Consider the following 22,792-nt stretch of genomic DNA (forward strand, 5'->3'; position numbering starts at 1 on the left):
GGGAAGTACATGAGTAACAATACAGTAGAACAATTTGCCGCCGAGCTGGGCTTGTCTGCGCAACGCTTGTTGGAGCAGCTGGGCAGTGCCGGTGTGGCAAAACAATCCGCCGCCGATGCGCTGACCTCCGCCGACAAACAGCAACTTTTGGCTTATTTACAGCAATCGCACGGCTCAGACAGCAGCGGCACCATTACCTTGAGCCGCAAAAAGGCCACTGAGCACAGCAAAGTGGGCGGCGTAGAGGTGGAAACCCGCCGTCGCCGCCGCGTGATTGCGGTGCCGGCCGAAGAGCGTGTTGAAGCACCCGTTGCACCGGCGCCCGCAGCGGTGGTTGAAGCGCCGCCGGCAGCAGTTGAAACCGTGGCTGCCGCAGAGCCGGTGGCCGCACCGGCAGAAACGGCAGATGCCGAACTTCAGGCAGCCGAAGCCGCCCGCCGCGCTTCTGCCGAAGCCGCTGCGGCTGAAGTGGCGAAACTCAAAGCCCGTGCCGCCGCGCCAAAGACCGAACGCAAGCCTGAAGCAGCCGTAACAAAGCCCGAGTCCGCTCCGGCAGCCGATACCAAAGCCAATGTGGCGGCAGAAACCGCCAAACCCGCAGCCCCAAAAAAAGACAAAGCTACTCAGCGTGCCGAGAAACGCAAAGCCGAATTGGCGGCGCTGGCTGAAGAAGCGGCCAAGCCGATTATCAGTGCCGAAGAGCAGGCGCAGCGCGAAGCCGAGGCACGCCGTGCCGAAGCCTTGCGTGCACACCAAGAAGCCTTGTTGAAAGAAAAACAAGACCGCCAAGCACGCCGCGAAGCGGCCAAGCTGCAAGCGGTACAAGACGCCAAAGCAGCTAAAGAGCAAAAGCCCACAGAACAACGCAGCGCCAAACCCAGCGACAAAGCACCGCTGGCGGCCAGCACCGGCAATGGTGTGACAGCGGGTGCTGCGGCACCGGCACGCAAAAAAGAAGAGCGCCACCAGCGCGATGATGCGCCCAAAGGCAAAGCAGGCAAAGGCCGTGGCCGCAGCCAAGGCGGTGACGACAACAAATGGCGCAGCGGCAAACGCGGCGGCAAAAAACAGCTTAAGCTCGAGCCCAACCAACACGCTTTCCAAGCGCCCACCGATCCGGTGGTGCATGAAGTACTGGTACCGGAAACCATTACCGTGGCCGAATTGGCACACAAAATGGCGGTAAAAGCCGTAGAAGTGATCAAAGTGCTGATGAAAATGGGCATGATGGTCACCATCAACCAAGTATTGGATCAGGAAACCGCCTTGATTGTGGTGGAAGAAATGGGCCACATCGGCAAGGCTGCTGCGGCAGACGATCCGGAAGCCTTCTTGGTGGATGGCGATGAAGCGGTGGTGGAAGCCGAGGTGCTGCCGCGCCCGCCGGTGGTTACCGTAATGGGTCACGTAGACCACGGTAAAACCTCACTGCTGGACTACATACGCCGCGCTAAAGTGGTGCAAGGCGAGGCCGGTGGCATTACCCAGCACATTGGTGCCTACCACGTACAAACCGATCGCGGCGTGATTACCTTCTTGGATACCCCGGGGCATGAGGCGTTTACCGCCATGCGCGCCCGTGGTGCCAAGGCCACCGATATTGTGATTCTGGTGGTGGCTGCCGACGACGGCGTGATGCCGCAAACCATTGAAGCCATTGCCCACGCCAAAGCTGCCGGCGTGCCCTTGGTGGTAGCGGTGAACAAAATCGATAAAGATTCGGCCAACCCGGAAAAAATCCGCCAAGAATTGACCGCGCACGAAGTGGTGCCGGATACTTGGGGCGGCAATGTGCAGTTTATCGATGTGTCGGCCAAAAAAGGCCTCAACATCGATGCGCTGCTCGAAGCCGTATTGTTGGAAGCCGAAGTATTGGAATTGCAGGCTGCGGTAAGCGCCCCGGCCAAAGGCATTATTGTGGAAGCCCGGCTGGACAAAGGCCGCGGTGCCGTGGCCACCTTGCTGGTGCAATCGGGTACGCTGAAAAAAGGCGATATGCTGCTGGCGGGCACCGCCTTCGGTAAAATCCGCGCCATGATGGACGAAAACGGCAAGCCAATCGAAGAAGCCGGCCCCTCGATTCCGGTGGAGATTTTGGGCTTGTCTGACGTGCCCAATGCCGGTGAAGACGCCATGGTGCTGGCCGATGAGAAAAAAGCCCGCGAAATCGCCTTGTTCCGCCAAGGCAAATACCGCGACGTGCGCTTGGCCAAACAGCAGGCCGCCAAGCTGGAAAACATGTTCAACAACATGGGCGACAGCCAGGCACAAAGCTTGTCGGTCATCATCAAGGCCGATGTACAAGGCTCTTACGAAGCACTGGCCGGCAGCTTGCAAAAACTGTCTACCGACGAAGTGAAAGTGAATGTGTTGCACAGCGGCGTGGGCGGTATTACCGAGAGCGATGTCAACTTGGCGATTGCTTCCGGTGCGGTGATTATCGGCTTTAACGTGCGTGCCGATGGCTCCGCCCGCAAACTGGCCGAAGCCGAAGATGTGGAAATCCGCTACTACAACATCATCTACGATGCGATTGACGATGTGAAAGCAGCCATGAGCGGCATGTTGGCGCCGGAGCAGAAAGAAAACATCATCGGCACCGTGGAAATCCGCCAAGTAATCAGCGTATCCAAAGTGGGCAATATTGCCGGCTGTATGGTCACCGACGGTGTGGTGAAACGCGATGCCCACATCCGCTTAATCCGCCAAAACGTGGTGGTGCACACCGGCGAATTGGCTTCGCTGAAGCGCTTTAAAGACGACGTTAAAGAAGTGCGCATGGGCTTTGAATGCGGCCTAATGCTGAAAAACTTCAACGACATCATCGAAGGCGACCAACTGGAAGTGTTTGAAGTGGTGCAAGTGGCGCGTAAGCTGTAATATCGGCAAGCAGTGCTTTCAGGCAGCCTGTAGGTACTTCAGGCTGCCTGAAGTTTTATTGAGTAATACCAATTCGAAAAATAAGATAACAAGGCGGAACTGATTTACTTGGTCTTCAGTACCTTAGTAAGTCGTTCTCTTTGAGCTAATTGGCGAGTCAATGCAGTTAGGTTATTTTTTAGAATTGGTATGACTTGAAGTTACGCACTCGTATAAATTAAAGCACAGTCATTTACAGGTTATTTTGTTCAAATTGCCTGAAATGCATAATCCGTGCAGCCCTCCCTTGGCGCAGCCGAATCGGAGCGGATTTTAGCGGGAGAAGGGTGCGCTATGTTTGAGCGCAGCGAGTTCGCACCCGCCGCTAAAATTCGTGTAGATGAGGGAAGTTTGGCGTAAGCCAAACCTGCAACCGGGGTCGCCTTTTTTTGCTTACTTTTTTTGGCGAAGCAAAAAAAGTGAGTGGCCGCGCGGCCATGAAGCGCAAAGTAAAACGATAAGAAACGAATACAAAAACGCAGCCTATTTTTTGAAATACCCCGTTTCATTCCATGGCTTGCCAATGGCTTGTCGAATCAAGTTTGGCGGCAATTACGATGTTACATTTCAGGTAGCCTTAGATAAGCGGGTATGTAACTTTCAAATAGTAAATCTGATGCGCCAAGGCGCATCCTTTATGGGGATTGGTAGCCGTATACATCCCCGTTGCACAACAAAAAACCAACCAAAAGGACAACACCATGCGCAAGCCGCAACGAGGTTATGCCCGCCAAGACCGGGTAAAAGAACAGATTATGCGCGAACTGGCCGAGCTGGTGCGCACCGGCCTGAAAGACCCGCGCGCCGGGTTTATCACCATCAACGATGTGGAAGTGACCCGCGATTACAGCCACGCCACCGTGCATTACACCGTGCTCAACGACGCCCAGCGCGAAGTGACCGAAGAAGCCTTGGAGCACGCCAAAGGCTTTTTGCGCAGCGAATTATCCAAACGCATCCGCGTATTCCGCACGCCGGAGCTGCATTTTGTTTACGACGAATCGCTGGCGCGCGGCATGAATATTTCGCAACTGATTGACCGAGTGAGCGAAGAAAAGCCGGTGGAAGATTAGGATCTGCTCACATTTCATCGCATGGCCATATTTTGGCTTAAAAGCCCGCTTTCTGCGTTGAAAATGCGTGCACGGTGTTCAACCTTGCTGTGCTTTTCGCCTTGAACGCAGGCTTTTCTGCTCAAAATATGGCACACGGCTAAAATGTCAACAGCCCCTGGTTTTACAGCAAGCAGGCTGCCTGAAGCCGAAAATGCGATTTATCTAAAGCAATATATTGTTTAAGGCTGCCTGAAAGGCAATAACAGATTTGATGGTTTCAGGCAGCCTTTGCCAAGCAGAGCGTATCTTCAGTTAACCTATTGCCCTCTTTTTTTCTCAGCCCCCCATTGCCAAAAAAAAACATGAATTTCCCCATCCCTGCGCCCGCCCAAAAAGCCGTTTGGCCTGATTTGTCGCCCGGCAGCCTGCCCTTGCTGCTGGCCGAACACTTGCCGCCCAAACAGCCGAAAATCATTTTCACCACTGATGCCGAGCAGGCTTTGCGCGTGCAGGCGGCGTGGCAGTTTTTTGCGCCGCAGCAAAACGTGCTGTTTTTTCCCGATTGGGAAACCCTGCCTTACGAGCGCTTTTCGCCGCATCAGGATTTGGTGTCGGAGCGGCTGGCGGCTTTGTGGCAGCTCAAAAACGGCCAAGTAGACGTATTGCTGGTGCCGGTGGCCACCGCCATGCAACGGGTGGTGCCGCCCGCCTTTATGCTGGGGCGCACTTTTTGGCTCAAGCGCGGGCAAACGCTGGATATCGATGCGCTCAAACACAATCTGATTGAAGCGGGCTACAGCCATGTTACCCATGTGGTGGCCGCCGGTGAATTTGCCATGCGCGGCGGTATTTTGGATATTTTCCCCAGCGGCAGCGACACGCCGTTTCGGCTGGATATGTTCGACGACGAAATCGACAGCATCAAAACCTTCGATGCCGACAGCCAGCGCACCTTGGCACCGGTGGCGGAAATCCGCCTGCTGCCCGCGCATGAGTTTCCCACCGATGCCGACGCCCAAAAAATCTTCCGCGCCCGTTTTCGCGAAGAAATCGCCGCCGATGCTGCCCGCGCCACCGTATACAAAGCCGTGTCCAACGGCCATTTCGGTGCCGGGGTAGAGTATTACCTACCGCTGTTTTTTGAAGAGCCGTGCGCCACCTTGTTTGACTACATCGGCAGCGATGCCTTGCTGGTGTGCTTGGGCGATGTACACGCCGAAGCGGCGCGGTTCTGGCAAGAAGTGAAAAGCCGCTTTGCGATGGCGCAGGGCGACGAAACCTATCCGCCGCTGCCGCCGCAGCATCTGTATTTGTCGGAAGACCAATTCGGCGGCCTGATTAAGCCCTATGCGCAAGTGTGGCCGCAGTGGTCGGCCAGTAGTGCGCACAACCTGCCCGATGTGGCGGTAAACCGCCATGCAGAAGCGCCGCTGGCCGCCTTACAGCGCTTTCAGGCAGCCTTTAACGGCCGCGTGCTACTGTGTGCCGAAAGCCTAGGGCGGCGCGAAACCATGCAGGGCTTTATGCAGCAGCACGGTTTAAACCTCACAGCCGTGGCCGATTGGCAGGCTTTTTTGCACAGCGATGCGCCCCTGTGCCTTACGGTGGCACCGCTGGCCTTCGGCTTCAGGCAGCCTGAACGCCATTTGGCCGTGATTACCGAGGCCGACCTTTATCAATACGTGGCGCGCAGCCGCCACAAAGCCCGCCGCAAACACGCCGCCGTGTCCGACAGCATGTTGCGCGACTTGGCCGAAATCAATATCGGCGACCCAGTGGTGCATGAAGAGCACGGCATTGGCCGCTATATGGGGCTGGTGAATCTGGATTTGGGCGAAGGCGACAATGAAATGATGTTGCTGGAATACGCCGATGCGGCGCAGCTGTATGTGCCGGTGTCGCAGCTGCATTTAATCAGCCGCTACGCCGGTGCCGCGCATGAAAACGTACACTTGCACAAGCTTGGCCACGGCGCTTGGCACAAAGCCAAACGCCGCGCCGCCGAAAAAGCCCGCGACACCGCCGCCGAGCTGCTCAATCTCTACGCCCAGCGCGCCGCCCAACAAGGCCATCAGTTCGACTTAAACGAGCTGGATTACCAAGCCTTTGCCGACGGCTTCGGCTACGAAGAAACCGAAGACCAAGCCGCCGCCATCGGCGCCGTACTCAAAGACCTCACCCACGGCAAGCCGATGGATCGCCTGATTTGCGGCGATGTGGGCTTTGGCAAAACCGAAGTGGCGCTGCGTGCCGCCTTTGTGGCGGTCATGGGCGGCAAACAAGTGTGCGTGCTGGCGCCCACCACCTTGCTGGTGGAGCAACACGCGCAAAATTTTGCCGACCGCTTTGCCGATTTTCCGGTGAAAGTGGCGCAGCTATCGCGCTTTAACAGCAGCAAAGAAACCAAAGCCGCACTGGCGGGCATGGCCGATGGCACGGTGGATATTGTGATTGGCACCCACAAACTGGTGCAGCCGGACATCGAATTTCACAATCTGGGCTTGGTGATTATCGACGAAGAACACCGCTTCGGCGTGCGCCAAAAAGAGCAGCTCAAGCGCCTGCGCGCCAATGTAGACGTGCTCACCCTCACCGCCACCCCGATTCCGCGCACCCTGAGCATGGCGCTGGAAGGCCTGCGCGATTTTTCATTAATCACCACCGCGCCCAGCCGCCGCCTGGCAGTGAAAACCTTTGTCAAACCCTTTAGCGAAGCCACCATTCGCGAGGCCATGTTGCGCGAGCTTAAGCGCGGCGGCCAAGTGTTTTTCCTGCACAACGAAGTGGACACCATCGAAAACATGCACGAGCGACTGGCCGAATTGCTGCCTGAAGCCCGTATCGGCGTGGCGCACGGCCAATTGCGCGAGCGCGAGCTGGAGCAAGTGATGCGCGACTTCTTGCAGCAGCGCTTCAATGTGCTGCTGTGCTCCACCATCATCGAAACCGGCATCGACATCCCCAATGCCAACACCATCATCATCAACCGCGCCGATAAATTCGGCTTGGCGCAACTACACCAACTGCGCGGGCGCGTGGGGCGCAGCCACCATCAGGCCTATGCCTACCTGCTCACGCCCGAATTCATCACCAAAGACGCCGAAAAACGGCTGGATGCCATTGCCGCTGCCGACGACTTGGGCGCAGGCTTTACCCTTGCCATGCAAGACCTGGAAATCCGCGGTGCCGGTGAAATTTTGGGCGAAGGCCAAAGCGGCGAAATGGTGCAAGTGGGCTTTACGCTCTACACCGAAATGCTCAAACAAGCCGTGCGCGACCTCAAAAAAGGCCGCGTGCCGGATTTGGATGCGCCCTTGGGCGTGACCACCGACATCAAACTGCACAGCCCGGCCTTGCTGCCGGAAAGCTACTGCCCCGACATCCACGAACGCCTGGTGCTGTATAAACGGCTGGCTACCTGCGAAACCGAAGCGCAAATCAACACCGTACACGAAGAGTTAATCGACCGCTTCGGCCTGCCCGAGCAGCCGGTAAAAACCCTAATTGAAAGCCACCGCCTGCGCCTGTTGGCCAAGGAAATGGGCATAGACGCCATCGACGCCACCACCGAAGCGCTCACCATCGCCTTTGGCAAAAACCACAAAATCGACCCGGCCGAGATTATTTTGCTGATGCAAAACAATAAAAACTACCGCCTCGCCGGGCCGGAAAAACTGCGCGTTACCGCGGTGATGGAAGAAGTCGACACGCGGATAAAAACCGTTAAAACCGTGTTGCGGCAATTGCAGGGGAAATAGCTTTCTAAAGGCGGGCTTGATGGCCGATTTACGGTTGGTGCTTGTTATAAGGCTGCCTGAAAACCCTTTTCAGGCAGCCTTTACTGTATCAATCACTTCAAAAAAACCGGACGCCAAGCGTCCGGTTAATGGCAATAAACAGGGTGTTTATTGGGTTTTGCTCAAAGCCGGTTTCGGCGTATCGGGGCCGCTGATGGGCAGTTGCGGCATCAGGCGTGCTTGTTCCGACAAGGTGCCGGAAGTGGCCTGCAAAAAGGCGGTGATGTCTTTGATGTCTTCCGGCGGCAGTTGTTTGCCCAGCTGTGCCTGCCCCATAATTTCCACCGCTTTTTCCAGGCTCCAGATGCTGCCGTCGTGGAAGTAGGGGTAGGTGTTGGCCACATTACGCAAATCGGGCACGCGGAACACAAATTTATCGCTTTCGGCTTGGGTTACCTGGAAGCGGCCTTCGTCTTGGGCTTTGCTGCCGGTGAATTTCCAATAAGGGCCGTCTACTAGGCCGAATTTCTGGAAGGAATTGCCACCCAGGTTCACGCCGTTATGGCAGGCGATACAGCCGTTGTCCATAAATTTCTTCAGGCCGCCGCGTTGCTGTTCGGTGAGTGCGTTGATGTTGCCGTTAAGATAATCATCCCACGGCGAGGGGGTGAGCAGGGTTTGCTCAAAGGCGGCGATGGCGGTGGTGATGTTGTCGAAACTCACCGCTTTATCCGCAAATGCGGCGGCAAATTCGTCTACATAGGCGGGGATGGATTTCAGAATGTCCACTGCCGCCTGCTCGTTGGGCAAGCCCATTTCCACGGGGTTGAGCAAGGGGCCGCCGGCTTGTTCTTTCAGGTCTTTGGCGCGGCCGTCCCAAAATTGGCTGGTTTGCAGCGCGGCATTGAGCACGGTGGGCGAGTTACGGCCGCCCATTTCAAATTCGCTGCCGGGGCTGAACGAGAGGTTGTCCACGCCGCCGCGTGCCAAGTTGTGGCAGGTGTTGCAGCTTTGGTTGCCGTTTTTAGATAGGCGGTTGTCCAGATACAGTTTGTGGCCCAGCGCGATTTGCGCATCGCTTACTGGGTGTTTGGCATTCACTTCGGCTTGCGTGGGCAGCGGCTGGAAAATGCCGCGGGCGGCTTTGAGTAAATCGCCATCCGGGCCTGCGGGTACGGCAGCTTGGCTGGCGGTAGCCGGTGCTGCTGAGGCGGCAGAAGCCGCCGGTTCGGTTTTGGCCGGCGCGGCCGTTTGGTCGGAGCAGGCGCTCAAACCCAAGCCGAGCAATACGGCCAGTGATAATGGATAGTAGATTTTATTGTATTTCATGGTGTTTCCCTATTAACAGGTAGTGAAAGGGTAGCGCCAGTGTATGATTGTTAAGCCGGGTTAACGTTGCGATAAATCAAATTTAATTGCTTGTTTTTGTTCATATAGCCAAAGGCTATTTGACCGATTTGTAAAAGCAATACGGGTGCGGGGTGTGCAGCGGCATGGCAAAATGGCCGCATTACATTCATAATGCGGATGTAAAGGTTTCAGGCAGCCTGAAATCCAGCGCAATATTAAAAAAGGAATAAGCATGTATTTTGTGTTGTCGCCCGCCAAAAATCTGAACGAAGCCGCCGATGCGTCGCTTACGCGCTACACCCAGCCGCAATTGCTAAGCCAGGCCGAGGTATTGATGCCGGTGTTGCGCCAGTTGGCACCGCAAGACATGGCCAAACTAATGGGCGTGTCGGACAAAATCGCCCTGCTCAATACCGAGCGCAACGATAATTGGCAGCCGCCGTTTACACTGGATAATGCCAAGCAGGCGGTGTATTTGTTTAACGGCGATGTTTACGCCGGTTTGGATGCGCACACGCTGCCTGAAACCGCTGTCGATTATATGCAAACCCATGTGGCCTTATTGTCCGGCCTGTATGGTTTGTTGCGGCCCTTGGATTTGATTCAGCCTTATCGTTTGGAAATGGGCACGCGCCTGGCCAATCCGCGCGGCAAGGATTTATATGCTTTTTGGGGCGAGCGCATCACCGAATTGCTGGCCAAAATGATGGCCGAACAAGGCAGCAAGATGTTGATTAACTTGGCTTCGCAAGAGTATTTCAAATCGGTGCACACCGCCAAACTGCCCGCGCGGGTGATTACGCCGGTGTTTAAAGACGAGAAAAACGGCCAATATAAAATCATCAGCTTTTACGCCAAACGTGCGCGCGGGCTGATGGTGCGCTATGCCGCCGAACACGGCTTGCAAGAAGCGCAGCAATTGCAGGCTTTCGATGCCGAAGGCTATGCGTTCAACGCCGCCGCCTCCAGCGAAGACGAATGGGTATTCTTGCGCCCAGAACAAAACAAATAAAATGAAACGCTTGCTTTTCAGGCAGCCTAGAAGATAGGCAAACGCATAAAAAACACTTGGCAAAGCGGCCAAACTTGGCTAATATGCGCATCTTCAAAGACGGAAGCGTGGCAGAGCGGTTTAATGCAACGGTCTTGAAAACCGTCGAGGGTTGATAGCCCTCCGTGAGTTCGAATCTCACCGCTTCCGCCAAATATCTTTATACATCAGATATTTACACTATAATCCCTTGCTTAAGTTTGACGGCTTGCAAGGGTTTTTCTTTTTTAGTGTGCCAGATTTGTGACATTGAGCGTTTCCAGCAGCACGGCGTTTTGTGTAGATGCATGGGGGCGAGGTAGGCGTATTTCTGCACCATTTCGATGCTTTCCCAGCCACCCATTTCTTTCAAGTCCATTATCGGTACGCCAGATTGCACCAGCCAGCTTGCCCATGTATGGCGGATGTCGTGCCAGCGGAAGTCGGTAATCCCGGCTTGGCTTAATGCCACTTTCCATATTTTTGAACAGATGCCGCCAAGGGGTTTTTGGGTTTTGGGGCTGGCAAAAACAAAGGTTTGGTGTTGGCCAAACCGGCGGTTCAATACTTCCAATGCCTGAGTATTTAGCGGTACGCCTAGGCACCAGCTGCGCACGGTTTCTTGGTGGCAGTGTAAAACTTCGGCGGTAGCGCTGAGGTCGTAGGTTTTCATGTGGCGGATTCCTGTTAAAAAGGCCACCGGAAGCGGCGGCCTGTTGCTTTTTCAATCAGTAGCCATACGATCACGGCGGCGAGTTTTCCTGCATTTTTTAAGTCTTTCAACATGTTCTTTTCATGGCCTCCAGCAGTAGGTCTTGTACGCTGCGTTTGCTGTCGCGGCGTGCCATGACGGTTTCGTCGATGGTGTCGGCGGCGATGATGTGGTAGATGAACACGGGGCGTTTGTGGCCGGCTTGCGCTTGGCGGGTGGGGCCGATGCGTTCGATGATTTGCTGGTATTGCTCTAAATCCCACCAATGGCTGAAGAAGACGAGGATGTTACCGCCGTCTTGCAGGTTGAGGCCGTGGCCGGCGCTGGCGGGGTGGGCGAACAGGATGGGGATGTTGCCGGCGTTCCAATCGCGGATGGTTTGCGGGTTTTGGTCGAGCACGCGGCCTTGTTTGAAGGCTGCCTGAAGCCGGGCTAAATCGCTTTTGAAGTGATAGGCCACAAGCACGGGCGCGCCGCCGGCTTCGTTGACGATGGATTGGAGGGCTTGCAGTTTTTGGTCGTGCACTTCGCTCCAGTTGCCTGCTTCGTCGGTGTAGGCGGCACCGTTGGCGATTTGCAGGCATTTGATGGTTTTGGCGGCGGCGTTGGCGGCTTCTATCTCGCTGCCGGATAGCTGCATAAACATTTCTTTTTCCATTTGGCGGTAGAGCTGGCGGGCTTTGGCGGGCAGCTCTACGGCGATGGTGGTTTGGATGGGGGCGGCGATGTCGAACCAGTCGGCCGCATCGAGGGTGAGGCAGAGGTCGGCGAGGCGCTGTTGGATTTCCTGTTGCGCGTGGGGCAGCGGCTCGTAGCGTACGGCCTGCGGGGTGTTGCCGACGCGCACGGGGCGGAACCAGCGGCTGAGGAACGCGGAATAGCTGCGGCCTAGGCGCGCGCCTTTGTCTAAAAAATAAATCTGCCCCCATAAATCTTGCAGGCCGTTGGGTGAGGGAGTGCCTGTAAGCTCGATAAAGCGGCGGCTGTGGGGGGCGACTTTGGCCAATGCGCGGGCGCGGCTGCCGCCTTGACGGCTGCGGTAGGATTTGAGCTTGGTGGATTCGTCGGCCACGATGGTGGCAAACGGCCATTTATCGCCGTGGTGTTCGACCAGCCAGGGGATGTTTTCATAGTTGGTGGTGTAGATGGCGGCTTCTCGTTGCAAGGCGGCGGTGCGCTGCTTGGCGCTGCCGGTGACGGCTTGCACGGGTAGGTCTTGCAGGTGCGCCCATTTCTGTACTTCGTCCGGCCAGGTGCTGGCGGCCACGCGCAAGGGGGCGAGCACGAGGGCGGGGCCTTCGGCGGTGAGGGCGAGGCCGTCTAGGGCGGTGAGGGTGGCGGACGTTTTGCCCATGCCCATGCCTGCCCAGATGGCGCAGCGGGGTGTTTGATAAATGTGGCGGATGATTTGGTGTTGGTAGGGGCGCGGGGTGAAGGTGTTCATTTTCAGACGGCCTTAAACGGAAAACCCCGCCGAGGTGGCGGGGTGTTGGGTTAGCGGTAGGTGGCGACGATTTGGGCGACTTGCTGCCGGTTCCAGCCGGGCTGCATGTGTTTGTGCTGGGCGGTGATGGCTTGGCGGCAGGTGTCGAGCCAAACGGCGGATTCGTGCGCAAGGCTGTGGGCGCGGCCGCTTTGGCTGCTGCCGATGGCTTCGAGCGCGTGGGCAAGGCGGTTGAGGTAGTCGCAGCTGTCGGCCATGTAGTGGGTGAGCACGGCAAGGGCATGGAATTGGCTGTCGGTGAGGTAAACGCCTTGCGGCTTGGCCGGTGGGGGCGGTGAGGGCGGTGCATCGAGCACTTCGCCGTGCAGGCTGGTGTCCAGCGCGAGGGTGTGGACGTAGGCCACGGCTTCAGGCAGCCTGTTGGCGGGTAGGTCTTCGATATGCTTGATGCCGAAACGTTGGTGTACCAGCTTATAGGCGTCGTTGAAATTCAGACGGCGCTTGCCGACAAGGAAATGCACGGCTTGGCGCAGGCCTTCGCGTTGGGTGACGGTGGTGGTTTCGGACGGTGTTTGGTTAGTGCCCAAAATCTCTTCTATTTTCATATCACACCAAACGGCAAATTTCGCATCAAGCCAGCGGGCAAAGTGAATAGCAAGTTTCGGATGTAGCCATGTGCCGCCTCCATTTTTTGAAGAACCGTTTTTAACTGTAACTAATTGATTTTTATCAACTAGGATTTTTGTCCTATTTGATAAATATTCGGCCAACGCGACGATATACTCTTGAGTTTGCTGCGTTTTTAGGTAATCTTTAGTTAATTTGCCGAAATGAGGGGCAATGGATGTGGCGTTCAGGTAGCCGTCTTCGCGGAAAGATACAGAAACAGTGTTGTTGAAGATGTGGTTTTGCATTTGCGTTCTCCTTTTAATTACACGGTGTAATGATTACACGGTGAATCTATGTAGTCAAGAAAAATATTGTTACACTGTGTAGTCATATTCAGGAGTTAACATGAGCAGAGATATAGCCCCTTTCGGTGTCCGTATGCCCGCGGATTTGAAAAATACTTTAGAAACTAAAGCTAAAGCTAACGGTCGCAGTTTAAACGCCGAAGTAGTTGATAGGCTAGAGGAATCCATTTCGATGGATAACTGGCATAATTCGGATAAAGGATATTCTTTTACGTTGATTGCATTGGAAGAAGCTGTGAAAGAGGCGGATAGATCTCGCGATCAGCTAAATCGTGAATACGGTCATGAGCAATTTGACGCAATGAAAGATGAAATTCTTGAGGCCGTAAAACAGCTTAAGGAGCATCTTCAGAAGTAGATTTTCTGCTTTCTTCCAGTCGCGCTAATATCTCGCTGTTGAGCGAGCGGTGGTTTTGTGCGGCCTGCTGTTTTAGCCAGGCTTTTAATTCTTCGGGCATGCGCAGGCCGAAGGGGGCGATGTTGCGGTGCATTTTGTTTCCTTTCTGTAATAAGGCCGTCTGAAGTTTCAGACGGCCTGTTTCTTGCGGCAGGGCAATAAAAAACCGCCGGGTGGGCGGTTTAGTCTTCTTGATCGCGCTGGCGGGTTTTCTCCAGTATTTGGGCTTTGCCTTTGTTTACCCCTGCAAGGTAGCCGAGCAATACGGCTCCGCCTATTTTGATGATTTCCAATGCGACTTCGGTTTTATCCATCAGCATGGCAACGGTAATCACCACGGCAACCAAGAAGCCAATCAAGCCGAACAGCTTCAATTTGCTTTTGTGTACATCGGCAAAGATGTGGCCGCGGGTGGCGGTGTCTTCTTTTTGGGCGGCGATAGAGGCAAGGGCTATGCTTTCATTGGATTTGATTTCTTCTTTACGGATATCCAGCTCTTTGCTTTTATTGGCGGCGTCAAGCTTTTGGATTTCCAGAAACTCTTTAACCAGCAGCTCTTGGTTTTCGCTATTGTTTTGTGGGGTGGGTTTATTTGCGATTTCGTTGGCCATTATTCTTCACACAGCATAGGGGTTTTGTAGCGCACGCGGAAGCTGCCGAAGCCGGGCTTGCCCAGTTTAGGGGGGATGAATTGAACAGCTTCGATGTTGTTGCGTTTGGTGTCTTTTTCGGCTTCTCGAAGGTATTCCTGTGCACTGAGGTGACGCTCGCGCAGCGGTATCAGTACGGTTTTCATGGCTTTTCCTTTTTTATGCAACGCGAATCTGCAAAATTTTGCGGATTCGCAGTTTAGCTATCTTAACTTTTAAAGCCTTGCTTGTAAATCGAACGCGCAATATTTTGCGAACCGCAGTGTTTTGCAGATTATAAAACCGCTTTTCTGCTTGCTTCCAGGCGCGCCAATATTTCGCTGTTGAGCGAGCGGTGGTTTTGTGCGGCCTGCTGTTTGAGCCAGGCTTTTAATTCTTCGGGCAGGCGCAAGCCGAAGGGGGCGATATTGCGGTTCATTTGGTTTCCTTTCTGTAATAAGGCCGTCTGAATTCAGACGGCCTGTTTCTTTCGGCTGGGCAATTAAAAACCGCCAGGTTAGGCGGCTTGGTCTTCTTTTATCCATCTGTTGGCGAGCCATTCAAATTCACAAAACAATTTATCGTTATTGTCATTGATGCGGCGCAATTCCATGATATATGGTTTTAGGGTTTTCCAATCTTTGACAACACTACTTTTGCTCATGCGTTTATAAACAGCTTCATCAAATATATTTTCTTTAATACCCACGTAAATAAATTCAATAGAGTTGAGTACAGCTAAAATGGTTGAGTTTTTCCTTCATGCTCTCCCATTTCGTTGAATTTACAGGCAAGTGCTGTGAAATTTTCATTATTACGCCGCATATCAACATATTTTTTACGGGTTTCTCGATAAAATGGGTTATTGTTATTGGAAATAAGTAGTTCAACAGTTGATTTTTGTTTGTGGTGTAACCGTTGTTCTGCAAGCTGCTTACTGGCAAAAAAGGCTAGGTATACTGTTGCAATACAGGTACCTAGCCCGGCTAATATTATGATCGCTTCAATCACTTAGACATCCCAGCCTTCGTTGGTAATACGCTTCGGGGCGTCGCCTTCCCATCCTTCTTGGTGGATGTTGCCGTCCCAGCCTTCGTTGAATGTGCGTTTCATGTTTATCTCCTTCTGTGGTTTGATGTTGTGAAAAAGATAGTTGTAGCTTTCAATTTTTCAAGTTCCGCTTGAAAGTTTGTCTACCTGACATTTGAGGGGGGAGGCTTCGGTGGGTGGCAGGGCTGTATACCTGCTCTTGGATGGGTGACCCACGTCCGCCGTTTTGAGGGTTGTTTCTTTAGGGTTTAGCTATCTTAACTTTTAAAGTAAAACTTGTAAATTGAATCTGCAAAATTTTGCGAACCGCAACGTTTTGCAGATTCAAGGTTGTGTATCGTGAGGCTGTCTGAATTCAGACGGCCTGTGTTGCGGTTAAACCAGTGCTTCTTCGTCTTCATCGTCGGCGACGGCGAGGTCGGCGAAGTCGGCTTCGGTAGCGGGTGCGCCGCCGCCGAAGGCCTCGCCGTGGCGGATAAATTGCACGCCGCTGAGGCCGGCGTTGATGCGTTTGCCGTATTGCGAATCTTGTGCCCAGATGTCGATTTTGGCGTTGACGTAGCAGCCGGCATAAGGCTTGCCGCTGGTGGAATCAAGGTGGGTTTTGGCGTCTTTATCGAGCACGATGGGTTTAAACCGCCCGCCGACTTGGCGCAACCTTGCCCACCGTTGCAACCATTGGCGGGTGCGACAGGTGCGGATGTGCTACCTTGGGCGTTGGGCGTGGTGCATCAGTATAATGATTGCCGGGCGCGGCATAAGGGGTTGGTTGGGGCGTGGCCGGGGTAGTGCCTTACTGTGCCAAAATTGTGACTTGATTGTGCCTGAATAGGCTTGGTTTAACTTGGTTTGCAGGAAGTTAAGCCTTTAAAAATCAATAATTTAAATTATAAAATACGGTCTTGAAAACCGTCGAGGGTTGATAGCCCTCCGTGAGTTCGAATCTCACCGCTTCCGCCAGCTTTAGTAAAAAACCCCTGATTTTATCAGGGGTTTTTTGTTTGTGTTTTGGATGTGGTTTAAAAACCGTCCCAGTCGTTCATCATCAGGCCGATGCCGATGCTGCGGTGTTTGTGGTTATAGTCGAGTAGGCTTTCGCCGTAGCCGTAAAAGCCTTGCACATAACCTTTGAGTTTGCCCGCCACGGGGAAGGTGTAGTCCACTTGCATGCTGCCTTTGCCCGATTTGGGGTTGAGGCGCAGGGTGCTGCCGAGGGTTTGGCTGTTGTCGAAGCGGTATTGCAGGCGTACGTCGCCGTAGCCTAAATAGCGGTTGATGTCGGGGTTGTTGTCGTCGCTGGCGGGCTCGGGAATGCGCCACCACACGCGTGGCATTACGGTGAGTTTGCCCCATTCCATGCCGGCCATGCCGTAGATGCGGTTCCACGAACGGCTTAGCGGATCGGATTTGCCGTTGGATTGATGGATGGCACCCACGCCAAGCATGCGCAGGCGGCCATTGCCGGGCAGGTCGGCTTTTACCGGCTGGGTTAGGAAAATCTCGGGGGCGTAGTCGGTGTTGCGAAAGGGGGCGGAGGTAAAGCCGTTGTATACTTGCCAATGCGCTTGCTGGGTGTAGCCAAACCACAAATCGGCGCGGGTTTTAAACAAATCTTGTGCGATTTTGGTTTTAAACGAAATCTGCATCTTGGCTTCGATTTTTTTCTGCTCGTCTGGGGTGTTGGTAACCAAGGCTTGGGTGGGGCTTTGCATGCGGTAGTTCGGATTGCTGTTAAACCAGCCGGGCAGTAAATACATAGGATGGTGGGCGCGCACGGTGAGGATGCCGCCGGGGTCGTTTTGATCCAGATCGAAAAGCTTGCTTAAGGGTGTGTAGGCTTCGGCCGCCGCCGCCAAAGTGGGGCTGGGCACCACTTGCGGGGTGCTCAATATCGGGGTGGCTTCTTTGTTGTCGATGCTGCTGCTCACGGTTTGCACCAAATCCAGTGCCGGTTTGGCGTTTTGCGCTGTGGGCAGGGGCGCGGCAGGCGGGAAATGAGTGGCGTAAACGGTATCGAAGCAGGCCAAGCGGGCGGCATTGTTGCTGAGCAAGGTGCATTGCAAGGCGGCATCGTTGGCGAAAGCCAGGCTGCTCAAGGCTAAGCTGCACAGTAGATAGCGGTGGGTGTGGCGGATATGAGGGTTGGACTTGGTCATGATGACAATCGGCAAGGCGAAGAAATCGTACAATAACAGATTTGTACATGATGCCAAAGCAGGATGCTGCCGGGTGTGGTAAAAGTGCGTTTATACTAAGTATAAACGTTGTTTCAGGCAGCCTTATATAATTGCTGACAGTGGTTTTGCATACCATATAGAAACGGATAAATAATGAAATTAAAACGTTTTTTGCAACAAGCAGCCTCGGTGTTGCGGCGGCTGGATGCGTGGCTGCCGCCGGAGCAAACCGAGCCAGATTGGCGTGCACTGGCCTACCGCTGGCAGCGCATCGGCCATAAGGGTGTGCTCGAAAGCCTGCCGCGGCCGCACACCTTCGGCCTGAGCCGTTTGGCGGCGGTGGATGGGCAAATGCAGCGGTTGGTGCGCAATACCGAGCAGTTTTTGCAAGGCCGCCCGGCCAATAATGTGCTGATGACCGGCGCGCGCGGCACCGGTAAATCTTCATTGGTGAAGGCTTTGTTGCACGAATACGCCGACGCCGGGCTGCGCTTGGTGGAGGTGGATAAAAGCGATTTGGTGGGACTGCCGTATTTGCTGGGTTTGCTGGCGGCGCGGCCGGAGAAGTTTATTGTGTTTTGCGACGATTTGTCGTTTGAAGAGGGCGACGATGCCTATAAGGCGCTGAAAACCGCGCTGGATGGCGGCTTGTCGCAGCGCAGCAATAATGTGCTGGTGTACGCCACCTCCAACCGCCGCCATTTGATGCCGGAATACATGGCCGATAATATCGCCACCACCGGCGTGCGTGGCGAGGTGCATCCGAAAGAGGTGGTGGAAGAAAAAGTGTCGTTGTCCGACCGCTTCGGCTTGTGGCTGAGTTTTTATCCGTTTGACCAAGAAGCGTATTTGGCCGCAGTGCAAAGCTGGCTGGACGAGGCCGGTTTGGCCATGGACGACACCGCCCGCCAAGCGGCTTTGAATTGGTCGCTCGCGCGTGGCGGTCGCTCCGGACGGGTGGCATGGCAGTTTGTGTGTGACTGGGCTGGGCGCTTGCCGCATGAGCGGGTGGTGGATTAAGCGGATATTGAATCAATCAAGATAAGATTATTTTTCAGGCAGCCTTTAAAGGCTGCCTGAAAATATTTTAACCAGTTGAAGTTACGCACTTGCTGATTAAAGGCTACCTGCAATGGCAGATCAAAGTGAAGTGACTTATTTAAAAACTGGCTGTGTTTTTTATGCGTTTCCTTATCGTTTTACTTTGCGCTTCATGGCCGCGCGGCCACTTACTTTTCTTTGCTTCGCCAAAGCAAAGTAAGCAAAAGAAAGGCGACCCCGGTTGCAGGTTTGGCTACGCCAAACTGCCCTCACTACACATGGTTTTGGCGGCGGGCGCTAGTCGCTTCGCTCCGGACCGCCCTTATTTCCGCCAAAACCACGTTTCGTTCGGCTGCGCCAAGGGGTGGGCTGCACGGATTTTTCGTTTCAGACAGCCGAACAAAATAGTTTGTAAATTGCTGTACTTTCATTAAAGTGCGTAACTCCAGTTAACCAGATGAACACACAGCCAAATAGCAGTGAATTGGCCTAATCATCTTGTGATGAATGGGCGCAGGCCGCCATAAACAGGGCGGCGCCTAGGAGTACGGTGCCGATTTTAATCACCCAAGCGGTGCGGTTGTCCCATTGGTGCAGCCAGTGTTGCAGAGCCGGCCATAAATCAAACCAGTCGACCACAATTGCGGCCAAGCCGGCCAGTAAAATCAGCATGCCTATGGTTTTTAGCATGATTTCCTCCCCAGATTGGTGATGATTTGCAGTGGGTATTATTCGCCGATTTCGACGGCCACTTGCTGTAAGCCAATATTCAGCGAATCCACCATGGCGGCATAGCCGTCGCCGTGTTGGGGCGTTTCCACGGCAAAGTTGCGGCCACGCCGTGCCGCGTCCGACCAACTGGTGTAGCCGGCAATGCGGGTATGGCCGTTGTATTGGCCTTGGAAGGCTTCCACATGCACGGTGAGCACGGGCAGGCCGGGGCTGCGCTGTATGGTGTAGCGGTAGCGGCTCGGCTGTTGGTTTAAGGTGTTGGCCAGTGATTTGGCCATGGCCGGTGCCAAGGCTTCGCCCCATTGGTGCTGGCGGGCAAAATGCAGTTGCGTGGGGGTGCTTTGGTAAACCAGGCCGTTGTTGTCAAGGCTGTCGTTCAGCACTACTTGCAGCACTGCATTGGGCGGTGTGGACGGCAGGCGGTAGTCGCTGTGGGGTAGGCGGTAGTATTGGGGCGCGGGGCTGGCGCAGGCGGCCAGCACTGTGGTGGTGGCCAGCAGGGCAATATGACGGCGATGGTGCAGCATTAAATCAATCAGGCGACGAGGCATCAGCGCACTCCTTTCGGTATCGGGTCGTTGGCGCCGGGGCTGAAAATCAGCGCGTTGGGCTGTTGTTTGAGCGTGCGCAGGGTGGGCTGGGCGTCTTGTAGGGTGCGGTCGAGGTTTTTTAGGGTGGATTGCACATCGCTATAGAGTGGCGAACCGGGCGACACGCCTTGCAAGGTTTGCTGTAATTCGCGCAGGGTGTGGTTTAATTCTTGCGACAGTTGGCGTGTTTGCGGCTGTGCCAACAGGGTGCGCAATTCTTTCAGGCTGCCGTTGAGCTCGGCGATGGTTTGCTCCAGCGGCAGTTTGTTGAATTTGGCCAGTAAGTCGGACAATTGGTTTTGCAGGGCATCAAGGCCGCCGCTGCGGCTGCCAATTACCGTGTCGCCACGGTAAAGTGTTTGTGGGCGCAGGGCAGCTTGGCTGGAAGGCGCATCGCTCAGCTCCACATACAGGTTGCCGGTAAGCAGATTGCCACTGGCCAATGTGGCCACCAGCCCCTTATTCATGGCTGCCTGAATTTGGCTTTGCCAAACTTGATGGCTTTGTTCGCTGGCATTGATTTCCATGCGCGCAGGCTCCAGGCGGATGCGCACCGGCACCCAGCCGTTGGCAAACAGCTGATGGCTGTCGTTGCGCTCGAAATAGGGCACTTCGGCCACGGTGCCGATGTTTAAGCCCTTGTATTCCACCGGGGCGCCCACGGCCAAGCCGCGCACCGATTGGCGGAAAAACGCCACATAGTATAAGGCGCGTTCGCTGGGCAGGTTATCCAGCTCGCTGCGGCTGTTGTAGAGGGTGAATTCGGTGTTGTTGTCAACGGCAGCGCCCTTGCCTTGTGCTGGGGCGGCAAAGGCGATGGCGCCGGAAATCAGCGCGGGCAGCGGGGCGGAATCGATTTTAATGCCGCCGCCGCTGGCTTCGATTTTCAGGCCGGTTTGCAGCCAAAAATGCACATCGCGGCCAATCAATTCTTCATTGGGGCTGTTGATGTAGATTTGGTAGTACACCACGCGTTCGCGCGGGTTGAAGTTGGCGCTTTCCACTTGGCCTACATTGATGTCGCCATAAAGCACGGGGCTGCCTGCACCCAGCATTTTGTCGCTGTGGCTTTGCAGGCGCAGGCGCAGGCCGCTTTGGCCGATGGCGGTAACCGGCGGCAAATCAGCCAGTTGGAAGGTGTCGGCGTTTTTATCGCTGTGGCCGGGGGTGAAGGCGATATAGGCGCCGGAAACCAGCGTATTCAGGCCGGTAATGCCGCTTTGGTCGATGCGCGGCTTCACAATCCAAAACTGGGTATCTTGGCGCATTAAATCTTTCACATCAGCAGAAAGCTGTGCGGTGAGCTCTACGCCTTTTTCGTCGTCACGCAGTTTGATGCTGGTGACGCGCCCTACGGTGACGTTGAGCACTTTAATCACGGTGTTGTTGACTTCAATGCCTTCGGCATTGTCGGTGTAAAGCGTAATTTCAGGGCCGGTGCTGCGCACATGCTGAATCAGCAGCCAAGCGCCGGTAATCAAGGCCAACAGCGGAATCAGCCACACCACCGAGCTGAACGGCGAGGTTTGGCTAACGGTGGCGCTGGGATTGGCAGAAGCGTTTTTTTTCATGGTGTGGGCGCGGTTTTCTTGATAAGGGTGTAGGCAGGCCGGTGTGTATGAGGGTGGCGGCTGGGTTTGGCCGGTGCGTGTATTTTATCCCAAAGCAGGCGTGGGTCGAAATATTGGGCGGCAAACATGGTGAGCAGCACCACCAGGCAGAAATACACCGCCGCGGGCCCGGCGGTGACACGCGCCAGCGGCGTGCGAAAGGATGCCATCAAAATAATAATCACAAAAATATCCACCATCGACCAGCGCCCCACCGATTCGGTAAAGCGGTATAGCCATGCCAGCCGCATATGGCTGAGCAAAGGGCGCACCTGGGCAGAATACAGCAATACCATCATGGCGATGATTTTTACCACCGGCACCGCCACGCTGGCGCTGAAAATAATCACCGCAATCAGCTTGTCGCCGGTGCGCCACATATAGGCAATGCCGTCTAAGATCGTGTTGATTTCAGTATTGAGCGGGTTGCTGGAAATCATAATCGGCAGCAGATTGGCCGGAAAATACAAAATCAGTGCCGCCAGCAAAAAAGCGCTGCTGATGCGTAGGCTGTGCGGGCGGCGGCGGTGCAGCATCGAGCCGCACACGGAGCAGCGGCTGCGGTTGGCCGGCTGGTGGTAGAGGCATTCGCTGCAATTGAGGGTGTGGGGGGTGCGCAATAATTTGGCCGGGTCGCGGCCGGACAAGCGCTGAATCTGAAAATACACCCAATGTTCGGGAATAAGCTGGGCGGTGCGCAGCAGCAACACCGCCAGGGCAAACATCAGCCAGAAAGCCGGGCCGAAAGTAACGTGCGCCACACTGGCCAGCTTGATGTAGGCCACCAGCGTAGAAATAAAAAACACGTCCACCATCATCCAGCTGCGCAAACGCACCAACAGGCGCGTGGCGTAGAGCAGGCCGGGCAGGCGCTGTTGATAAGCCAGCGCGCCGTAAACATACAAACACAGCAGGCAAAACAGCGCCGGGGTGCCGAAGGTGAGCGCCAGCATCACTTCGGCCAGAAAGCCGAAATCCTGTGCCAACAGCACCCGCACCATTTCAGGCAGCGTTAAATAGGCATACACGCCTGACAGCTCCACCAATATAAACAATTGGCTGTAGACCAACAACATTAAAATTAGCGCTGCGCTGGCCAAAGCCGGCGGCGCGCGAAACGGGTTGCGCTCCACCCGCACCAAGGGATGGCGACAACGCGGGCAGGCCGCGGCCTGCCCTTGCGCCAGCGGCGGTACGGTCAAACTTAAGCCGCAGCCGGGGCAGTCGAGACTGTGGGCGGGCAGCTTGGCGGCGGCATTGTGCTGCCGGTAGCGCCACCAGCGGTCGAGGATATGGATGTCTTGTATTAGCTTCATGTGGTGTATTAAAAACCAATCAGGCTGCC

22 protein-coding genes and 1 tRNA gene are annotated in these 22,792 nt (G+C 54.9%); 7 read left to right on the forward strand and 16 right to left on the reverse strand.

What is annotated here, in order from left to right; all coding sequences use genetic code 11:
• Positions 1–9 precede the first annotated feature (9 nt).
• From infB to mfd, 3 genes are all read left to right on the forward strand, one after another.
• A complete protein-coding gene (infB, locus tag JQU52_RS07725; RefSeq protein ID WP_230337947.1) occupies positions 10–2,880 on the forward strand; it encodes a translation initiation factor IF-2 in 2,871 nt (956 codons plus the stop codon).
• A 740-nt stretch (positions 2,881–3,620) separates the two neighbouring features.
• On the forward strand, positions 3,621–3,992 hold the full coding sequence (gene rbfA, locus JQU52_RS07730; protein ID WP_230337948.1) for a 30S ribosome-binding factor RbfA: 372 nt from the start codon (positions 3,621–3,623) through the stop codon (positions 3,990–3,992).
• Between the two features lie 344 nt (positions 3,993–4,336).
• Positions 4,337–7,732 (forward strand): transcription-repair coupling factor, encoded by a 3,396-nt coding sequence (mfd, locus tag JQU52_RS07735; protein ID WP_230337949.1) that lies wholly within the window; start codon positions 4,337–4,339, stop codon positions 7,730–7,732.
• A gap of 147 nt (positions 7,733–7,879) precedes the next feature.
• On the opposite strand, the gene JQU52_RS07740 is transcribed toward mfd, so the two are convergent.
• Positions 7,880–9,040 (reverse strand): cytochrome-c peroxidase, encoded by a 1,161-nt coding sequence (locus JQU52_RS07740; protein ID WP_230337950.1) that lies wholly within the window; start codon positions 9,038–9,040, stop codon positions 7,880–7,882.
• 253 nt (positions 9,041–9,293) lie between these two features.
• On the opposite strand from JQU52_RS07740, the gene yaaA reads away from it, so the two are divergent.
• Positions 9,294–10,073, forward strand: coding sequence for a peroxide stress protein YaaA (gene yaaA / locus JQU52_RS07745; RefSeq protein ID WP_230337951.1), 780 nt, complete (start codon positions 9,294–9,296; stop codon positions 10,071–10,073).
• A gap of 101 nt (positions 10,074–10,174) precedes the next feature.
• A tRNA-Ser gene (locus tag JQU52_RS07750) sits at positions 10,175–10,265 on the forward strand.
• A gap of 22 nt (positions 10,266–10,287) precedes the next feature.
• Here the strand turns inward: JQU52_RS07750 and JQU52_RS07755 are convergent.
• From JQU52_RS07755 to JQU52_RS07765, 3 genes are all read right to left on the reverse strand, one after another.
• Entirely contained in the window at positions 10,288–10,764 is a 477-nt protein-coding gene (locus JQU52_RS07755) for a tyrosine-type recombinase/integrase (RefSeq protein WP_230337952.1), read from the reverse strand.
• Positions 10,765–10,870: 106 nt separating this feature from the next.
• On the reverse strand, positions 10,871–12,247 hold the full coding sequence (locus tag JQU52_RS07760) for a DEAD/DEAH box helicase (RefSeq protein WP_230337953.1): 1,377 nt from the start codon (positions 12,245–12,247) through the stop codon (positions 10,871–10,873).
• 50 nt (positions 12,248–12,297) lie between these two features.
• Positions 12,298–13,161 carry a KilA-N domain-containing protein gene (locus tag JQU52_RS07765; protein WP_230337954.1) on the reverse strand — a complete coding sequence of 288 codons (864 nt, stop codon included), beginning with the start codon at positions 13,159–13,161 and terminating at the stop codon, positions 12,298–12,300.
• 100 nt (positions 13,162–13,261) lie between these two features.
• On the opposite strand from JQU52_RS07765, the gene JQU52_RS07770 reads away from it, so the two are divergent.
• Positions 13,262–13,579: an Arc family DNA-binding protein gene (locus JQU52_RS07770; RefSeq protein WP_230337955.1), complete on the forward strand. Its 318-nt coding sequence runs from the start codon at positions 13,262–13,264 to the stop codon at positions 13,577–13,579.
• Here the strand turns inward: JQU52_RS07770 and JQU52_RS07775 are convergent.
• From JQU52_RS07775 to JQU52_RS07810, 8 genes are all read right to left on the reverse strand, one after another.
• Entirely contained in the window at positions 13,557–13,712 is a 156-nt protein-coding gene (locus JQU52_RS07775; RefSeq protein ID WP_230337956.1) for an Arc family DNA-binding protein, read from the reverse strand. The genes JQU52_RS07770 and JQU52_RS07775 overlap by 23 nt on opposite strands.
• An 88-nt stretch (positions 13,713–13,800) precedes the next feature.
• Positions 13,801–14,229, reverse strand: a complete 429-nt coding sequence (locus JQU52_RS07780; RefSeq protein ID WP_230337957.1) for a hypothetical protein — start codon at positions 14,227–14,229, stop codon at positions 13,801–13,803.
• Complete coding sequence (locus JQU52_RS07785) at positions 14,229–14,414, reverse strand: hypothetical protein (protein ID WP_230337958.1); 186 nt, start codon at positions 14,412–14,414, stop codon at positions 14,229–14,231. Before JQU52_RS07785 ends, JQU52_RS07780 begins: the two co-directional genes overlap by 1 nt.
• A gap of 128 nt (positions 14,415–14,542) precedes the next feature.
• Positions 14,543–14,686, reverse strand: coding sequence for an Arc family DNA-binding protein (locus tag JQU52_RS07790; protein WP_230337959.1), 144 nt, complete (start codon positions 14,684–14,686; stop codon positions 14,543–14,545).
• A 78-nt stretch (positions 14,687–14,764) separates the two neighbouring features.
• The gene (locus JQU52_RS07795) at positions 14,765–14,956 is read right to left on the reverse strand and encodes a DUF4760 domain-containing protein (RefSeq protein WP_230337960.1); all 192 of its coding nucleotides are present in this window, start codon (positions 14,954–14,956) and stop codon (positions 14,765–14,767) included.
• Positions 14,957–14,985: 29 nt separating this feature from the next.
• Positions 14,986–15,258, reverse strand: coding sequence for a DUF4760 domain-containing protein (locus tag JQU52_RS07800; RefSeq protein WP_230337961.1), 273 nt, complete (start codon positions 15,256–15,258; stop codon positions 14,986–14,988).
• Between the two features lie 414 nt (positions 15,259–15,672).
• A complete protein-coding gene (locus JQU52_RS07805; protein ID WP_230337962.1) occupies positions 15,673–15,954 on the reverse strand; it encodes an ssDNA-binding protein in 282 nt (93 codons plus the stop codon).
• A gap of 362 nt (positions 15,955–16,316) precedes the next feature.
• Positions 16,317–17,453, reverse strand: coding sequence for a phospholipase A (locus tag JQU52_RS07810; protein ID WP_379061249.1), 1,137 nt, complete (start codon positions 17,451–17,453; stop codon positions 16,317–16,319).
• A gap of 174 nt (positions 17,454–17,627) precedes the next feature.
• On the opposite strand from JQU52_RS07810, the gene JQU52_RS07815 reads away from it, so the two are divergent.
• Positions 17,628–18,494: an ATP-binding protein gene (locus JQU52_RS07815; protein WP_230337964.1), complete on the forward strand. Its 867-nt coding sequence runs from the start codon at positions 17,628–17,630 to the stop codon at positions 18,492–18,494.
• A 510-nt stretch (positions 18,495–19,004) separates the two neighbouring features.
• On the opposite strand, the gene JQU52_RS07820 is transcribed toward JQU52_RS07815, so the two are convergent.
• From JQU52_RS07820 to JQU52_RS07835, 4 genes are read right to left on the reverse strand one after another with little or no spacing between them, the layout of a single operon-like run.
• Positions 19,005–19,205 (reverse strand): hypothetical protein, encoded by a 201-nt coding sequence (locus tag JQU52_RS07820; protein ID WP_230337965.1) that lies wholly within the window; start codon positions 19,203–19,205, stop codon positions 19,005–19,007.
• A gap of 38 nt (positions 19,206–19,243) precedes the next feature.
• Positions 19,244–19,798 (reverse strand): PqiC family protein, encoded by a 555-nt coding sequence (locus JQU52_RS07825; protein ID WP_230337966.1) that lies wholly within the window; start codon positions 19,796–19,798, stop codon positions 19,244–19,246.
• The gene (gene pqiB / locus JQU52_RS07830) at positions 19,798–21,408 is read right to left on the reverse strand and encodes an intermembrane transport protein PqiB (protein WP_230337967.1); all 1,611 of its coding nucleotides are present in this window, start codon (positions 21,406–21,408) and stop codon (positions 19,798–19,800) included. The genes JQU52_RS07825 and pqiB overlap by 1 nt, the downstream gene beginning before the upstream one ends.
• Complete coding sequence (locus JQU52_RS07835) at positions 21,405–22,763, reverse strand: paraquat-inducible protein A (RefSeq protein WP_230337968.1); 1,359 nt, start codon at positions 22,761–22,763, stop codon at positions 21,405–21,407. Before JQU52_RS07835 ends, pqiB begins: the two co-directional genes overlap by 4 nt.
• Between the last annotated feature and the right edge of the window lie 29 nt (positions 22,764–22,792).

Source organism: Paralysiella testudinis (genome assembly GCF_016894345.1).
GTDB lineage: Bacteria > Pseudomonadota > Gammaproteobacteria > Burkholderiales > Neisseriaceae > Paralysiella > Paralysiella testudinis.

Bases quoted from the DNA above. Each gene is read 5' to 3' on its own strand.
- infB (WP_230337947.1), top strand. From the start codon at position 10: ATGAGTAACAATACAGTAGAACAATTTGCCGCCGAGCTGGGCTTGTCT.
- rbfA (WP_230337948.1), top strand. From the start codon at position 3,621: ATGCGCAAGCCGCAACGAGGTTATGCCCGCCAAGACCGGGTAAAAGAA.
- mfd (WP_230337949.1), top strand. From the start codon at position 4,337: ATGAATTTCCCCATCCCTGCGCCCGCCCAAAAAGCCGTTTGGCCTGAT.
- JQU52_RS07740 (WP_230337950.1), bottom strand. From the start codon at position 9,040: ATGAAATACAATAAAATCTACTATCCATTATCACTGGCCGTATTGCTC.
- yaaA (WP_230337951.1), top strand. From the start codon at position 9,294: ATGTATTTTGTGTTGTCGCCCGCCAAAAATCTGAACGAAGCCGCCGAT.
- JQU52_RS07755 (WP_230337952.1), bottom strand. From the start codon at position 10,764: ATGAAAACCTACGACCTCAGCGCTACCGCCGAAGTTTTACACTGCCAC.
- JQU52_RS07760 (WP_230337953.1), bottom strand. From the start codon at position 12,247: ATGAACACCTTCACCCCGCGCCCCTACCAACACCAAATCATCCGCCAC.
- JQU52_RS07765 (WP_230337954.1), bottom strand. From the start codon at position 13,161: ATGCAAAACCACATCTTCAACAACACTGTTTCTGTATCTTTCCGCGAA.
- JQU52_RS07770 (WP_230337955.1), top strand. From the start codon at position 13,262: ATGAGCAGAGATATAGCCCCTTTCGGTGTCCGTATGCCCGCGGATTTG.
- JQU52_RS07775 (WP_230337956.1), bottom strand. From the start codon at position 13,712: ATGCACCGCAACATCGCCCCCTTCGGCCTGCGCATGCCCGAAGAATTA.
- JQU52_RS07780 (WP_230337957.1), bottom strand. From the start codon at position 14,229: ATGGCCAACGAAATCGCAAATAAACCCACCCCACAAAACAATAGCGAA.
- JQU52_RS07785 (WP_230337958.1), bottom strand. From the start codon at position 14,414: ATGAAAACCGTACTGATACCGCTGCGCGAGCGTCACCTCAGTGCACAG.
- JQU52_RS07790 (WP_230337959.1), bottom strand. From the start codon at position 14,686: ATGAACCGCAATATCGCCCCCTTCGGCTTGCGCCTGCCCGAAGAATTA.
- JQU52_RS07810 (WP_379061249.1), bottom strand. From the start codon at position 17,453: ATGACCAAGTCCAACCCTCATATCCGCCACACCCACCGCTATCTACTG.
- JQU52_RS07815 (WP_230337964.1), top strand. From the start codon at position 17,628: ATGAAATTAAAACGTTTTTTGCAACAAGCAGCCTCGGTGTTGCGGCGG.
- JQU52_RS07820 (WP_230337965.1), bottom strand. From the start codon at position 19,205: ATGCTAAAAACCATAGGCATGCTGATTTTACTGGCCGGCTTGGCCGCA.
- JQU52_RS07825 (WP_230337966.1), bottom strand. From the start codon at position 19,798: ATGCCTCGTCGCCTGATTGATTTAATGCTGCACCATCGCCGTCATATT.
- pqiB (WP_230337967.1), bottom strand. From the start codon at position 21,408: ATGAAAAAAAACGCTTCTGCCAATCCCAGCGCCACCGTTAGCCAAACC.
- JQU52_RS07835 (WP_230337968.1), bottom strand. From the start codon at position 22,763: ATGAAGCTAATACAAGACATCCATATCCTCGACCGCTGGTGGCGCTAC.